Raw genomic sequence first — 14,221 nt, 5'->3', positions numbered from 1 at the left:
TCGTCGAGCCGCACGTCGACGCTGCCGCGCCCGGGCAGCGCGCCGGCGGGCGGGGCGATCAGGATCGAGCTGTTGTCGCCCGCGCGGGACAGGGCGGAGGCCCAGGTCTCGACCGGGATCGCCGGCACCACGTCCTGCGTCACCATCAGCCGGTCCGCCGCCCTGCCATCGGCGGCGCGCGCCGACACCTGCCAGCGCAGCCCCGTTACGCCCTCGGGCGCGAGCAGGTTCCAGGCGACCGGCACCGCGCCGCCCGCCGGGATCGTGACGGTGATCGGATGGCCGATGGCGACGCGCGGCTGGAGGTCGACGGTCGCGGTGACAGTCATCGGGTGCACGGAACCGTTGCGCAGGGTGAACCCCGCCGCATACCAGTCGCCGCTCCTGACCAGCGGCGGCAGGCCGGCATAGACCGACAGGTCCTGCGCGGTGCGCACGGTCGCCTCGCCGCTGCCGAACAGCCCTGCGCCATCGTCGGCGACCGCGACCAGCTTGAACGAGGACAGCGCATCGCTCATCGGCACCGCGACACGCGCGCGGCCATTGGCGTCGAGCGCGACCCGGCCGCGCCACAGCAGCACCGGCTGGAAGTTCTCGCGGTTGAGCGCGGCCTGATCCCCGCCACCGCCGCCGCCCGCCTCCACCGCTTTGCGTCCGTAATGGCGCTTGCCGACGATCTGCATCTGCGCCGTCGAGGTCAGCACCGATAGCGGCCGTTCGCCCATCATGGCGGTCAGCACGTCCCAGCTCTCGTTGGGAGCAAGCTGGAGCAGCGCCTGATCGACCGCGGCAAAGGCGACATCGGCGGTGCGCGCGGGGGTGCCGTCCGGCTTCCTCACCTCGATGCCGACCTGCGCCGTGTCGCGCGCTGCGTAGCGGGTCCGGTCGGCGTGAACGGCGACGGCGAGGCGATGCGCCTCCCAACCGACCTTCACCTTGGCGATGCCCAGCCGATAGGCGGGCTTGGCGAGATCGACCAGCGCGGTCGGCTCCGCCGCCTCGTCGGGGGTCTTCACCAGCCCCAGCTTGCGGCCCAGCGCGGTCAGCCAGCTCCACCAGCCATGCTCGACCCGGCCGCGCACCGCCATCACCGACACGAACACATCGGGCGCATAGGCCCCCGGCATCGGCACCTCGACCACCGGATCGGTGCCGTCCAGTTCGGTGACGAAGCTCGACAACACGCCCTCGCGCTCGACGCTGACCAGCGCGGTGGCGTGGCGGAACGGCATCCGCACCTGGAAGCGCGCGGTCTCGCCGGCGGCATAGGCAGTCTTCTCCGGCACCACGTCCATGCGGTCGCCATTGTCGCCGCCGAACCACCAGTCGTCATTGCCGGCCAGCCACACGCTCTTCACGGCGCGCGCTACGTTGCCGTCACGGTCGCTGGTGGTGGCGACGGCATAGACCTCGCCCGACACGCCCGGATCGACCGCGCATTGCGCGATACCCTGCGCGTCGGTGGTGGCGGTGCAGCTTGCCGACAGCCTGGTCGTGCGCATCTGGTTGTCGTACGCGTAGAAGCCGCCGATCAGCCGCCGCCGCGCGGTCAGGATCTGACGGCTGTAGAGCGCCACCGATATCGTCTGGCCGCGGATCGGCTTGCCATCGGTATCGAGCGCGACGAAGCGCAGGCGGAGGTCGTCGGCGCGCATCATCCAGCCGTCCGACTTGACGCCAAGCTGCACCGCCGAGGGGAAGATCGGGATCGATTTGGTCGCGGTCAGCACTTGGCCGTTGGCGTCCTGGTAATCCATCTCGACGCGCATGTCGGTCAGGCCGTCGAGCCCGCCGGGCACATCGACGCCGCTATGGCCGGTGCCATCGCCGCCGAGCGTCACCGGCAAGGTCTGGGTTGGCGGCAATTGGGTCGGCTGATCGGTGCCGTCGGTGTCGAGTGGCTTCACGCCCTCGGCGATGGCATCACCGCCGAAGCTATATTGCTCATACCCTTCCGGCGAGGCGCTGCGCGCGAACCAGCCGACGCGCACGTCGACCGGCAGGTTGGACGCGCCACCGCCGGCGAGATAGCCGACGTACAGGTCGAGCGGCACGGCCTTTGGCCGCACTTGCGCAGGCTTGGGCCCGGTGACGGTCGCGCGCATCGTCGGCAGCTTGTACTCGTCGACCCGCACCGACTGGCCGGTCGGAATCGGGGTGCCGTCGCGGATCACGGTCAGGTCGTAGTCGCCCAGTGGCGCGCCCTGCGGCACCGCCCACTCGCTCTCGCCGGTGCCGTGCGCGTCGATCGTCAAGGGCTGCTCGAACTGGGTGTCGGAGCCGCGGTGCGACAGCCGGAGCGTGCCCGTGAAGCCGTGCGGTATCGAGAAGCCGTTCCCGACCGGCTGGCGGTAGAGGTGCTTCATGTGCACCGTCTCGCCCTGTCGCACGAGCGCGCGGTCGAAGACGGTATGGATCAGCGCGCCCGGCGCTTCATAGCCATAGGGCAGCTCGAAATCGGACGGTCCGATGCCCTTGTTCCAGCTGGTCAGGACGAACGAGAAATCGTCGCCGGCGCGCGCCGAGATCATCAGCGGGTGATCGCCGGCGGTGCCCTCGCCATCGTCGGCCTCGCCCGTGGAGCAACTGCCGTCGCTGTTCGGCGCGGGCAGCCCGGCCGGGATCATTACCCCGCCCGATCGATCGGTGACGCCGCGCGCCAGCGGCTTGCCGGTGCAGCTGTCGGTCACCAGCACGGCCGCGTTGGCGACCGGCTTGCCGCTGTCGAGCGATGTCACCCAGGCAAGGCTGCGCTCGCGGCCCCATTTGAAGTGCACCGCCATGTTGGTGACCAGCGCCGCGCTGGCGACATAGCGGGTCGCGTCGCGACCGAGGAGCGCCCGGCCGAGCACCGGGCTCGCCAATTCGATGACGTAGAAGCCGGGCTTGGCGAGCGGGATGCCGACCACCTCGAAGTCGCGGCCCTTGCCCGGCAGCGCGACGCTCATCGCGCTACCCTGACCGGCCGGCAGGATCGATGCCGCGCCGGTGCGGTTGATGTAGCTGGTCTCGTCGTCCTCACGCCTGGGCTTGACCGGATCGAACTTCTCCTCGCCCGCCTTGTCGACGGTACGCAGCCATTGCGCGACCTCGCGGTCGCTGCCGCCGACCCGCATCGACCGGCCGGCGACCGCCTTTGTCCGCCCCTGCAGCGACGGTTCGACGTTGCGCACCGTAACCGGCAGGACGCCGCCCTGCCGCGCCTCCAAAATGCCGAAATCGGCGGCGAACTTCACCAGCGGCGGCGCGCGATCGATGCGCACGTCGAGCGGAAAGCGCTCGGCATTGGCGAGCGGGCGACCGCTCTCGTCCCTGATCCCGACGGGCAGCACCAGCTTGGCGGTGAGGTCGTAGGGCAGCGGCGCGACGAAGCTGATCTCGCCGGTCGTCGCGTGCTGCTCGCCGGGACCCCTGTTGTCGCTCTTGTCGGTGCCGGGCGCGAGCGTGCGGCCGTCGGGCAGTTCCAGCCGGATCGCCTGGGCCACGCTGGTCGGGATCGGCGCGCTGAACCGTACCCATGCCTTTTCCAGCGGATTGCAGCCCGCGTGCGCGTCGGTACGACTGCACTCGAAGCGGGCGGTGAAGGGCTTGCGCACCGTGTAATCGAAGCGCTGGTCCGCTCCCGCCAGCTTGCCCGAGCCCTGGCCGGCGATCCGCCCGCCCCACACCAGCGCTATGTCGCGACCTGGAGCCAGCGGCCGGCGGCATTTCAGCGCAATGACGCCGGCGAGTGCCCGGTTGCGCTCGGCGGCATCGGTCGGCAGCGTCGTGGGCAGCCCGCCCCCTTCAAGGAAGCTGCTGATCTGGTAGCGCGTCGTGCCCATTTCGGCGAGCAGCTTGCCCGGCAGCTCGGGCGCGAGCACATCGACCGGGATCTTCTCGCCGATCCCGTCGACCGCGCAGTAGGCGTTGGCGGCGACCGAAGCGCGGTTCGCCGGCATGTTGGCCGCGACCAGGAACACCTGGTCCTCCTCGATGCCGTCGTCATGGCTGCGCGGCAGCACCGCGCGCGCCACCGGCCCGCCGGCGTCGACGGTGAAGCGATGCTGACCGGCCAGCGCGAAGCCGGCGACGCTCTTGACCCCGTCGACCATCTCGAACTGGCAGGTCGTGCCGCCGGCCAGCGGCGCGGCGAAGTCGTAGACCCAGCTTTCTTGGTCGACCCAGCGGCCGGTCCCTGCGCACCCGGTCTTGAACGGTGCGGCGGCGCGCGGGTCGCCCAGCGCCACCATCGGCTGGTTGAAGCGCATCGTGAACCGCTCGATCGCGCCGCCACCCACGCCCGGCTGCGCGAACACCACCTCGGGACTGTCGTCGCCGAACGCCGCAGCCGGCGCGAGGGCGAGGAGAACCCAGCCGATCGCGCCCCAGCGTGCCATGTGCCGACTCCTCCCCGAGTTGATCGAGGCTAATCCGGCCGCGCTGCCAAATCCAGCGGCTTCAGGTCCGTTCGATACGGTAGTGTATCGGCTTGAAGCTGCCGCCGTTGGAGGCGGGGGCGGAGCAGGCGGTGAGGCCGATCACCAGGTCCATCGCCGCGGTGAGGGCAATGTGGTCGCCCGCCCGGCTGATCGGCGGCAGCACGCTCAGCTTGCCGGTCGCGGCGTCGACCGGCACGTTCATGAAGCAGTTGAACGCGGTCGGGATGCGGTCGGGCAACACGCCATAGGGCTCCAGCGCCGCCGCCAGATTACCGAAACAGCCACGATGCGGCGGCAGGTCGGGGTAGAAATGGTGAAACGTGTCGTAGGAGCAGGGCGTCAGCAGGAAGTCGTGCCGCCCGACCGTGTCGCGCACGATCTCCAGCATCGGCCGCGACCGATTGGAATAGAGAATGTGGCCGGTAGTCAGATAGATCGTCTCGGCGTAGTCGAGCGTCCGCCCCGACGAGATTACTTCGCCAAGGTCGTCGGCGTTGAACGCGAGCAGGTCCGAGACCTGCCGCCCGCGCGGATCGATTACCACCAAAGTCTCGCCTGCCGCTAGTCGGAAGGCGGTGCCGCTGCGCTCCGGTATCTCGACCGTCCCCGCGCCGAGCACGGCCGCTGTCGTCACGCCTCGCCCTTGTAGTGGAACGGGCAGGCCCAGCCCGCATCGACCACCCGGCCACTATATTGCCGCGCCTCGCTGCTCTCGCCATGGCGGGCGAGCATGGGATTGCGCGAACCCGCCAGCGTCTCGTCGCGCACCATGATCTTCTCGCGCATCGTCTCGTACTTGCCCTGCGCGCGCAGCGTCTCGAACTGGTCGTGGAGGTTGAACACCATCACCGGCCGCTCGAAGCGGCGCGCCGGGCGGCTGGCCTGCGGATGCAGGCCGACGACGAAGAACGCCTCGCCGCCGAAGCTCAGCGAGAAATGCGGGCTGTCCGGGTCGGGGCTGACGGTCGCGTCATAGGACTGGCCGCGCCATACGTCCTTGTCCGACAACGACTGCACCCGTTGCCACAGCAACCGCTCGAACGCCGGCTCGTCGAGCTCGTCGGGGCCGTCGAAGATCACCGCAAAGCTGCGGAACAGCCCCGGGTCGGCGCGATAGGCCGCTGCAAAGGCGAGCAGGCGGTCGTGGATGCGCACATCGTCCCACGCGCTGGCAAGGCTGCGGCAGCCCAGTGTCTCCAGCGTACCGCGCGCCATCGCCGCCTTGGCGCCGACGCAGGGAAACGCCGCCTCGCCGACATGGGCGAACAGGGCGTTGCGGATCGGTTCGGCGGCGGGCGAGTCCCAGTCGAACATCGGCGAAGTGGCTGGCATCGTGGCATTACGCTCGACTCGCGGCGGTCGTTCCGGCGCTCGCGACGGCGACGACAATCTCCTATGATGTTCCGATGACGCCGCCGCTGCGCCTGACCGCGATCACCCGCTATCCGGTGAAGAGCCTGCGCGGTCACCCCCTCCACGACGCCGCGGTCGAGCGATGCGGCATCGCCGGCGACCGCCGCTGGATGGTGATCGACGAAGCGGGACGGTTCGTCACCCGGCGCGAGGTGCCGGCCATGGCGCTGGTCGCCGTCACGCCCTTGGACGGCGGCCTGTTGCTCGACCATCCCGTTGTCGGGCGTTGCGAGGTGGCGCTCCCTCATGCAGCATCGCCGATCGTCGCTGCACGGGTGTGGCGCGACATGCTCGACCTGCGGCTCGCCGCGCCGACGGCGGGTATTTTTCTCAGCCGGGCGCTCGGGCGCATCGTCCACCTCGCCTATCAGCACGACGTCGACAGCCGGCCGGTCGACCAGCGCTTCGGACACGCCGACGAGCATGTCAGCCTTGCCGACGGCTTCCCGCTGCTGATCGCGACCGCCGCCTCGCTGGCGGCGCTCAATGCGCAACTGGCGGTGCCGATCGAGATGGAGCGGTTCAGGCCCAATCTGGTCGTCGACGGCGGCTTAGCTTGGGAGGAGGATAGCTGGCGGCGGTTGCGCATCGGCGCGGTGGTGCTGCGCCTCGCGAAACCGTGCTCGCGCTGCGTCATCACCACGCAAGGCGCGCTGACCGGCGAGCGCGAGCAGGGCGACGAGCCGCTGACGACCTTGCGCGCGATCGGCCGCGGCCGGCCCGGCGGCGTCATCTTCGGCGACAACGTCATTCCCGAGACGACCGGCACGATCCGCGTTGGCGATCCCGTCGAGATCATCGAGCGCGGCTGACGATGGCAGCAGCGGCCGATTGCGCGGCCTGGAACTGGAGCGTACACCAACCTTCTGTTGGTGGAGGACGCAATGCGACGCTCGATCTTATTGGCCGTTCTTGTCCTTGGCTCAGGCGCGTCGGCGGCCTCCGCCATGACTCGCGCGACGGCGCAGCCGGGCTTTGCGGGGCGCGCCGCGGCGGTCGATCCGGACGAGCGACTGGCACGGATCGCCGCTGCCAGCACACCCAACGACCGCAGCCGGGCCAAGCCGGACAAGAGCGTCCGCAACATCCTGAAGGATGATCTGTACCTGCGCGCCGCCTACGCCTCGCTCGACAACAAATAGGCTATTGGGCGAACGCGGTCACCGCGAACATCAGCGCCATGCCGAGCAGGCTCGCCACCGTCGTGCGCAGCCGCGGATCGAGCGCATGGCTGCGCGGCACCAGCTCACACGCACCGATATAGAGGAAGACGCCGGCAAAGGTCGCCATCAGCGGTGCCATCAACGGCGGCGGCACCCGCACCAGCAGACCGACCACCACCCCGAGCAACGGGGCCATGCCGTTGACCAACAGCCAGCCGCGCGCCGCCCGGTGTCGCTCGGCGGCAAGGCACAGGCTGACGGTGTTGACGCCGTCAGCAATGTCGTGGGTCAACACCGCCAGCGCGACCACGCCGCCGATCTGCGGCGACACCTGGAAGGCGATGCCGATGCCGAGGCCGTCCATGAAGCTGTGCAGCGTCAGCGTCGCCGGGGCGAGATGCGCGCGCCAAGTGCCGCCCCCCCTCGCCCCGCCCAGCACGCGCTCGAAGGCCATGTAACCACCAAGCCCGACCGCCACCCAGACCAGCAGCACGCGCGCATCGGTCGTCGCGCCGCCGAGCGCCAGCGCCTCCGGCACCAGATCGAACAGGGCGACGCCCAGCACGATCCCGGCGGTCAGCCCCAGCACCAGCACGATCCGGCTCGCCAGCCGCAGCCCGAGCAAGCCGCCGACCAGCGTCGCGATAGTCGCCGCGACGCCAAAGCCCAGCGGTGTCGCCAGTGCGACGGGCACGCCGGCCACCGCCGCGGCGCTGATCGCGATGGTCATCGACCGACGACGCGCTACGCGGCTGGTGGCCGGCGGATCACGGCCGCGCCTTGAGCGAAGGCTTGCCCTGCGCCGCCGACGCGACGGTGGTGTCGTAGAACTCCGCCAGGTCGCCGTGCAGCTGGTGCAGCGCCTCCGGGTTGAGATAGATCATGTGTCCCGACGGGTAATAGCGGAAGCTGACATTCTGCTTCAGCGGCGCGTCGAGCAGCATGTGCGCGATATCGTATTCGGTCGCGAAGAACGGCGTCGCCATGTCGTACCAGCCGTTGAGCGACAGCACCTTGAGATAGGGGTTGGTGCGGATCGCCGCAGCCAGGTCGACGGCGACGTCCGGGTTGTTCTGCGGCCAGCGATTGCCCGGCGATCGGTGCTTCCAGTCCCAGTCGAAATCCTTCAGGCCATAAGCCTCGACCCGGTACGGCACCTCCGTCTTGTAGTTGAGGTCGCGCTTCACATAATCGCTGAAGGTGGAGACGAACGCCGACGAGATCGCGCTGTCCGACGCATCGAAGTCGGGGCTCTCGCCGGCCGCGTCGGCGTCGATGCCGGTGTAGCGGCTGTCGAAGCGGCCGATGGTCCGCCGCTGGTCGCGCAGCAGCTCCTTCTGGAAACGGTTGAGGTCGACGCGCAGGTTGGCGCGCTTGACGAAGGTCGCCGACAGGCCGGTATAACCCGCGACCTTGGCGGCGATGGTGTCGGTCTCCTCCGGTGTGATGTCCTGCCCCTTGGCCAGCGCCTGCGAATACGGTCCCGCAGCGAACGCGCGCACTTCAGCGAGATAGGCGGGCAGGTCCGCCGGGCGGTTGGTCAGCCGCTGGTGATACCAGGCAGTGGCGGCATAGCTGGGCAGATAACTGACATAGCTCTGGTCGTAGCCGGCCTGCTCGATGCCGTAGTTGAGGATCGACGACAGCAGCACGACGCCGTTGAGCGCCATGCCGCGATCCTGCAGCTGATAGGCGACCGCGGCCGAGCGCGTCGTGCCGTAGCTCTCGCCGAACAGGAATTTGGGGCTGGTCCAGCGGCTGTTGACGTCCGTCCAGCGCATGATCGCCTTGGCGAAAGCGTCGGCATCCTGGTCGACGCCCCAGAAATCCTTGCCCCTGGCGTCACCGAGCGGCCGCGAATAGCCGGTGCCGACCATGTCGATGAAGACCATGTCCGTCTTGTCGAGCAGCGTGTCCGGGTTGGGACCGAAACCATAGGGGGCCGGCCGGATGAACTCGGGATTGGCGGTCTTGACGCGCACGGGCGCGAACGAGCCCATGTGCAGCCACACCGACGACGAGCCGGGACCGCCATTGTAGAAGAAGGTCACCGGCCGCGTCGCCGGGCTGGCACCGTCAAGGGTATAGGCGACGTAGAAGACCGAGGCGACCGGCTTGGCGTCGTCGTTGCGGATCGTCACCGTACCCGCGACCGCATGGTAGCGCAGGGTGCGACCGCCGACTTCGACGCTGTGCTGCGTCGCAGTGGTGGTCTCCTTGGCGGGCGTAACCGCCCATTCGTCGGCGACCTGCTGTGCGACCCTGTCCTGATGCCGCTGATCGGCCGAGCCGGTGCGCGGAGCGCCGGCGGCAGCGTCGGCGGGCTTGTCGGTCATGTCCTGCGCAACGGCGCTGGTCGAGGCGGCAAGCCACAGCGCCGCCGCCAACCATCCGTTGCTCGTCCGCACCCTCATCCGGCTTCCTCCCTGCCTGGCGATACAATGTCTCTTGCGAGAAGCAAGCCGACCTCGCGTCCTCCCGTCTTGAACTCGCGTCGTCCGCAATTCCAGCCCTGACGATCGGATGATCCCCGGATGAAGGAATTGACATCGACCAACGCACGATCGCCGAAGCACGCCGACTCGGCGCAGTCCGTCAGATCGGCACTGGATATGATACATTATTGCAGCTAGTCGCCGCTGCCTGATTCGGCAGGAGTGACTATGCGCAAGGTTCTGGTTCTCGCGGCGAGCATCGTCGCCCTTCATGCGACGGGTGCGCTGGCGCAGGTGAGCACCACCGGCGACCCCGCCGCGGCGCAGAGCGGCGCATCGTCAGGCCAGGGCCGCAGCGACGGCGCGCCCCGGCTGGCCGACCCCGCCGTTCCCAGCGACATCATCGTCACCGCCAAGCGGCTCGATGCCGCGCGCTCCTCGATCCAGCCGTCGCTGGGTGCGACAAGCTATACCATTACCAACGACACCATCCAGGCGCTGCCCGGCGGCGACAACCAGCAGTTCAACCAGATCATCCTGCAGCTGCCCGGCGTCGTCCAGGACGGCTTTGGCCAGTTCCACGTCCGCGACGACCACAACAACCTGCAGTACCGGATCAACGGCACCATCCTGCCCGAGGGCATCGCCGTGTTCGGCCAGACGCTGAGCCCGCGCATCATCGACCGGTTCAGCCTGCTGACCGGCGCCCTGCCCGCGCAATACGGCCTGCGCACCGCCGGCATCATCGACATCACCACCAAGAGCGGCCTGTTCAACAATGGCGGCTCTGCCTCCATCTATGGCGGCAGCCACGACATGATCGAGCCGTCGATCGAATATGGCGGCCATAGCGGCGACACCAACTTCTTCGTCTCGGGCGACTATCGCCACAACAACCTCGGCATCGAGAATGTCGACAGCAGCCGCACCGCGCTGCACGACAAGACCGACCAGTTCCAGGCCTTCACCTATCTCGACCACACGATCGATGCCAACAACCGAGTGTCGTTCGTCGGCGGCTATTCCAATCAGTATTTTCAGATCCCCAACCCGCACGGGGTGCAGCCCGACGGCACCTACACGGTCGGCAACCAGACCAACTTTCTGTCCAACACCCTCAACGAGCGCCAGCTGGAGAAGACCGCGTTCGGGCAGGTCGCCTTCCTCCACAATGACGGCCCGCTATCATACCAGGCGTCGGCGTTCGCGCGCTATTCGACGCTGCGCTACCGGCCCGACCTCCTCGGCGAGCTGTTGTTCAACGGCCAGGCGCAACAGGCGTACAAGAAGGACTTCACCTTCGGCGGCCAGGTCGACGCGGCGTACATCCTCAACGACAGCAACACGCTGCGCGGCGGCGTGGTCATCACCCGCGACCGCGGCACCAGCAACACCAACACCTACGTCTTCGCGCTCGACGCCAATGGCAACCAGGCCGGCCAGCCGATCCGGTTCGTCGACAATAGCGGCCAGACCGAGGTGACCGAGAGCGTCTATCTGCAGGACGAGTTCAAGATCCTGCCGGTGCTGACCTTCAACGTCGGCGGCCGCTTCGACCATTACAGCGGCTATCGCAGCGAGCAGCAGTTCAGCCCGCGCGCCAACCTCGTCTATCACGACAACGGCACGACGGTGCATCTGGGCTATGCGCGCTATTTCTCGCCGCCGCCGTTCGAGCTGGTCGCGACGACCAGCATCGCACCGCTGGTCGGCACCAGCGGCGCGCCGGTGACCACCCTCAACACCACGCCCTTCGCCGAGCGGCAGCATTATATCGACGTCGGCATTCAGCAGAAATTGGGCAGCGCGTTCACCATCGGCGTCGACGGTTACCTGCGCTATTCCAAGAACCTGATCGACGAGGGCCAGTTCGGCGCGCCGATCGTGCTGACGCCGTTCAACTATTTCCGCGGTCGCATTCACGGCGTCGAGGCAAACGCCAGCTACGCCGCGCACGGCCTGCTCGCCTATGCGAACTTCGCCTATTCCAAGGCGCAGGGGAAGAACATCACGTCGAGCCAGTTCGACTTCGACCCGGACGACCTCGCCTATATCCAGAACCACTATATCTACCTGGATCACGACCAGACCTACACCGCGTCGGGCGGCGTCTCGTACACGCTGCAGGACGGCGCGCTGAAGGGGCTGAAACTGGGCGCGGACGCGCTGTACGGCTCGGGGCTGCGCGCCGATGGCGACGTGCCCAATGGCCGCGCGCTGGCCGACTATGCGCAGGTCAACCTGACCGCGAGCTACCATCTGGCGCATCCGGGGATCGGCATCCGCTTAGACATCATCAATGTCGGCGACCATGTCTACGAGATCCGCGACGGCTCTGGCGTCGGCGTCGGGGCGCCGCAATACGGCTTACGTCGGGGCTTCTTCGTCGGGCTTTCGAAGGACCTGTAAGCGTCGGCAGCCGTCTCGCTCTGCTCTCGTCACCCCGGCTCAGAACCGGGGTGACGATCGTTGCTTGGCCGACCCTACCGCGCCGTTGCGATGTTGTTGCTCCGATCGCGATCGGGCAGCTTGTGGTCGGGGTCGAGCTCGGCGCGGACGATCTTGCCCGCGGGCACTCCGACCGCGATCGACCCCTGCCGGATCCAGGTCTCCGCCGGCAGCCTGATGTCGGAGTAGTGCCCGTCGGCATAGCTGATCCGCAGCGTCGCCGGCATCACCAGCTTGTCGCGCGCCTCGACCCGCACCGCCTGCGCGCCGCCTTTGCCGGTCTCGATCCCGGCGACCGCCAGGTCCATCTGCCAGTTGTTGGCGTACCAGCCGCGCCACCAATATGAGAGGTCCTCGCCCGCCTCGCTCTCCATCGCACGGAAGAAGTCGGCGGGCTTGGGATGCTTGTACGCCCACGCGGCGATGAAGCGGCGGAAGGCGGGATCGAACCGCTCCGGCCCCAGGATCTGCTCGCGGAGCAGCGTCAGCCCCAGCGCAGATTTGAAGTAGGTCACCGGATGGCGGTACTTTTCGATGATCGTGTCCGAGCGCGCCAGGATCGGCGGCGCGTCGGGGTCGGCGAGCAGCGGCACGATCTCGTCGACCGGATTGCCGCCGCCGGGCGCATATTCCGGGTCGCGCTTGGGCGCATACTCGCCATGGTTGAAGTCGTCCGACTCATAGGTGTCAATGAAGGTGTTGAAGCCCTCGTCCATCCAGGCATGGCGGCGTTCGTCGAAGCCGACCGTCATCGGGAACCAGTCGTGGCCGATCTCGTGCGCGGTGATCCAGAACAGCTGCTTGCCGGCATCCTCCGGCCCGTCGAAGACGATGCCGGGATATTCCATGCCGCTGGTCGGACCGGCGACGTTGATCGCCGCCGGGTATGGGTAGGTGTACCAGCGGCGCGACATGTTCTCGACCGTGTCTTTCACATATTCGGTCGAGCGGCCCCACTTGGGCGCGCCCTGGCTCTCGGGCGGGTAGAAGGACATTGCCATCGACGACTTACCGCCTGGCAGCCGGATGCGCGCCGCGTCCCAGATGAAGTCGCTCGACGCGCTCCAGGCGACGTCGCGGGTGTTGGTCATGCGGAAATGCCAGGTGCGCGTGCCGGTTTTCGGCGCGGCGGCAAGGTCGGCGGGGCCGCGCACCATCACCGTCGCGTCGCTGGTCGCCGCCTGCGCGAGGTGCTGGCGCTCGGCCGCAGTCAGCACCTCGGCCGGGTTCTGGAGCGCGCCCGACCCCGCCATCGTCATGCCGGCGGGCAACGTCACCCAGTAATCGAAGTCGCCATATTCGAGGTAGAATTCCTGCCCCAGATACGGCGCGGTATCCCAGCCGCGAATGTCGTCATAAACGGCGAGACGCGGATACCATTGCGCGATGTCGTAAACCTCCGCGCCGCTCTTGGTGCGTCCCCAGGAGGTGCGGCCGCCGAACGCGTCGCTCGGCACCGTGTAGTGGTAGCGAATCGTCACGGTCGCTTTCGCGCCCTTGGCGAGCGGCGTCGGCAGGGTCAGCTGCGCGCGCGTGTCGCTGATCAGCGGCGTGATCGCCACCGCCGGCTTGCCCGCCATCGCGATCGTCACCGTGTCGAGCGGCATCCCCTGGGTCGAGCCGCCGACGCCCCTGCTGCCACCGCCGCTGAGCATCCCGCGCGAGCCGGGCTTGTAGATGTTCTGGTCGAGTTGCAGCCACAGCGCCGACAAGGCAGTCGGGCTGTTGTTGGTATAGTCGATCGTAACCGTCGCGGTGATGCCGTGCGTCGCCGGATCCAGCGTCGCGTGGATCGCGTAGTCGGCGCGGTTCTGCCAATAGCCATGGCCGGGCAGACCGTCCGCGCCGCGATAGTCGTTGGTCGCCTGCGCCATGTCGAACGGTGCGAAGGTCTCGCGCGGTTGGTACGGCACGGGTGCCGCGCCGAGCAGGGCGATCAGCGGCAACAATGCGATTGTCGATGATCTTGCCATGCGGCTTCCCCCTGCACGTGATGAAGCGTGGACAATTCACGATCAGTGGCGTCTTGTCACTATCCGTTCAGCCGAGACGATATAGTATCCCGCCGATATGGTAACGCGATGATCAGAGCGGCCCTGTTGATGGCGGCGGCCTTGCCCGGCGGCGCGACGCCCCTTTCGCCCGCCACGCCGCCGCTCGGCGGACCGGCGGTGGTGGTGTTGTGGGCGAGTTGGTGCGTTGCGTGCCGGGCGGAGATGGCGCGGCTGCCGCAGCTAAGAGTTTTCGCGGCCAGCCACGTATTGAAGATCGGCACGATCCAGAGCTTGATCGACTGGCGCCGGGAAAATGATTAGCCTCTGTTAATCTCAGAGGGTAACCG

General features: G+C 68.1%; 10 protein-coding genes. 4 read left to right on the top strand and 6 right to left on the bottom strand.

What is annotated here, in order from left to right; genetic code table 11:
- From HUU96_RS03530 to gntA, 3 genes are all read right to left on the bottom strand, one after another.
- Nucleotides 1-4,379, bottom strand: a 4,379-nt coding sequence (locus HUU96_RS03530) for an MG2 domain-containing protein (RefSeq protein ID WP_174291477.1), incomplete at its 3' end; no start/stop codon positions are given.
- 61 nt (nt 4,380-4,440) lie between these two features.
- Nucleotides 4,441-5,055, bottom strand: coding sequence for a DUF1989 domain-containing protein (locus HUU96_RS03525; protein ID WP_254604952.1), 615 nt, complete (start codon nt 5,053-5,055; stop codon nt 4,441-4,443).
- On the bottom strand, nt 5,052-5,735 hold the full coding sequence (gntA, locus tag HUU96_RS03520) for a guanitoxin biosynthesis heme-dependent pre-guanitoxin N-hydroxylase GntA (protein ID WP_438827056.1): 684 nt from the start codon (nt 5,733-5,735) through the stop codon (nt 5,052-5,054). The genes HUU96_RS03525 and gntA overlap by 4 nt, the downstream gene beginning before the upstream one ends.
- A 92-nt stretch (nt 5,736-5,827) precedes the next feature.
- Here gntA and HUU96_RS03515 point away from each other — a divergent pair, with 92 nt between their 5' ends.
- Both HUU96_RS03515 and HUU96_RS03510 read left to right on the top strand, forming a co-directional pair.
- Nucleotides 5,828-6,646, top strand: coding sequence for an MOSC domain-containing protein (locus HUU96_RS03515; RefSeq protein WP_254604949.1), 819 nt, complete (start codon nt 5,828-5,830; stop codon nt 6,644-6,646).
- Nucleotides 6,647-6,781: 135 nt separating this feature from the next.
- On the top strand, nt 6,782-6,976 hold the full coding sequence (locus tag HUU96_RS03510; RefSeq protein ID WP_174291475.1) for a hypothetical protein: 195 nt from the start codon (nt 6,782-6,784) through the stop codon (nt 6,974-6,976).
- Between the two features lies 1 nt (nt 6,977).
- Here HUU96_RS03510 and HUU96_RS03505 read toward each other — a convergent pair whose 3' ends face one another.
- Together HUU96_RS03505 and HUU96_RS03500 are read right to left on the bottom strand one after the other, a co-directional pair.
- On the bottom strand, nt 6,978-7,727 hold the full coding sequence (locus HUU96_RS03505) for a ZIP family metal transporter (RefSeq protein ID WP_174291474.1): 750 nt from the start codon (nt 7,725-7,727) through the stop codon (nt 6,978-6,980).
- A gap of 37 nt (nt 7,728-7,764) precedes the next feature.
- Entirely contained in the window at nt 7,765-9,411 is a 1,647-nt protein-coding gene (locus HUU96_RS03500; protein ID WP_254604947.1) for a S10 family peptidase, read from the bottom strand.
- Between the two features lie 249 nt (nt 9,412-9,660).
- On the opposite strand from HUU96_RS03500, the gene HUU96_RS03495 reads away from it, so the two are divergent.
- Nucleotides 9,661-11,841 (top strand): TonB-dependent receptor, encoded by a 2,181-nt coding sequence (locus tag HUU96_RS03495; protein ID WP_174291473.1) that lies wholly within the window; start codon nt 9,661-9,663, stop codon nt 11,839-11,841.
- Between the two features lie 74 nt (nt 11,842-11,915).
- Here the strand turns inward: HUU96_RS03495 and HUU96_RS03490 are convergent, their stop codons facing one another.
- Nucleotides 11,916-13,826, bottom strand: coding sequence for a M1 family metallopeptidase (locus HUU96_RS03490; RefSeq protein ID WP_254604944.1), 1,911 nt, complete (start codon nt 13,824-13,826; stop codon nt 11,916-11,918).
- 135 nt (nt 13,827-13,961) lie between these two features.
- Here HUU96_RS03490 and HUU96_RS03485 point away from each other — a divergent pair, with 135 nt between their 5' ends.
- Entirely contained in the window at nt 13,962-14,195 is a 234-nt protein-coding gene (locus tag HUU96_RS03485; protein WP_174291471.1) for a hypothetical protein, read from the top strand.
- Nucleotides 14,196-14,221 lie beyond the last annotated feature (26 nt).

Source organism: Sphingomonas bacterium, from assembly GCF_903644135.1.
Classification (GTDB): Bacteria; Pseudomonadota; Alphaproteobacteria; order Sphingomonadales; family Sphingomonadaceae; genus Sphingomonas.
Note: the sequence above shows the minus strand (reverse complement) of the source record. Positions and strands in the feature narration are given on the sequence as shown.

What these genes read in the sequence shown, in the direction of transcription:
- HUU96_RS03495 (WP_174291473.1), top strand. Translation starts at nt 9,661, where the DNA reads ATGCGCAAGGTTCTGGTTCTCGCGGCGAGCATCGTCGCCCTTCATGCG.
- HUU96_RS03515 (WP_254604949.1), top strand. Translation starts at nt 5,828, where the DNA reads ATGACGCCGCCGCTGCGCCTGACCGCGATCACCCGCTATCCGGTGAAG.
- HUU96_RS03505 (WP_174291474.1), bottom strand. Translation starts at nt 7,727, where the DNA reads ATGACCATCGCGATCAGCGCCGCGGCGGTGGCCGGCGTGCCCGTCGCA.
- gntA (WP_438827056.1), bottom strand. Translation starts at nt 5,735, where the DNA reads ATGTTCGACTGGGACTCGCCCGCCGCCGAACCGATCCGCAACGCCCTG.
- HUU96_RS03485 (WP_174291471.1), top strand. Translation starts at nt 13,962, where the DNA reads ATGATCAGAGCGGCCCTGTTGATGGCGGCGGCCTTGCCCGGCGGCGCG.
- HUU96_RS03500 (WP_254604947.1), bottom strand. Translation starts at nt 9,411, where the DNA reads ATGAGGGTGCGGACGAGCAACGGATGGTTGGCGGCGGCGCTGTGGCTT.
- HUU96_RS03510 (WP_174291475.1), top strand. Translation starts at nt 6,782, where the DNA reads ATGACTCGCGCGACGGCGCAGCCGGGCTTTGCGGGGCGCGCCGCGGCG.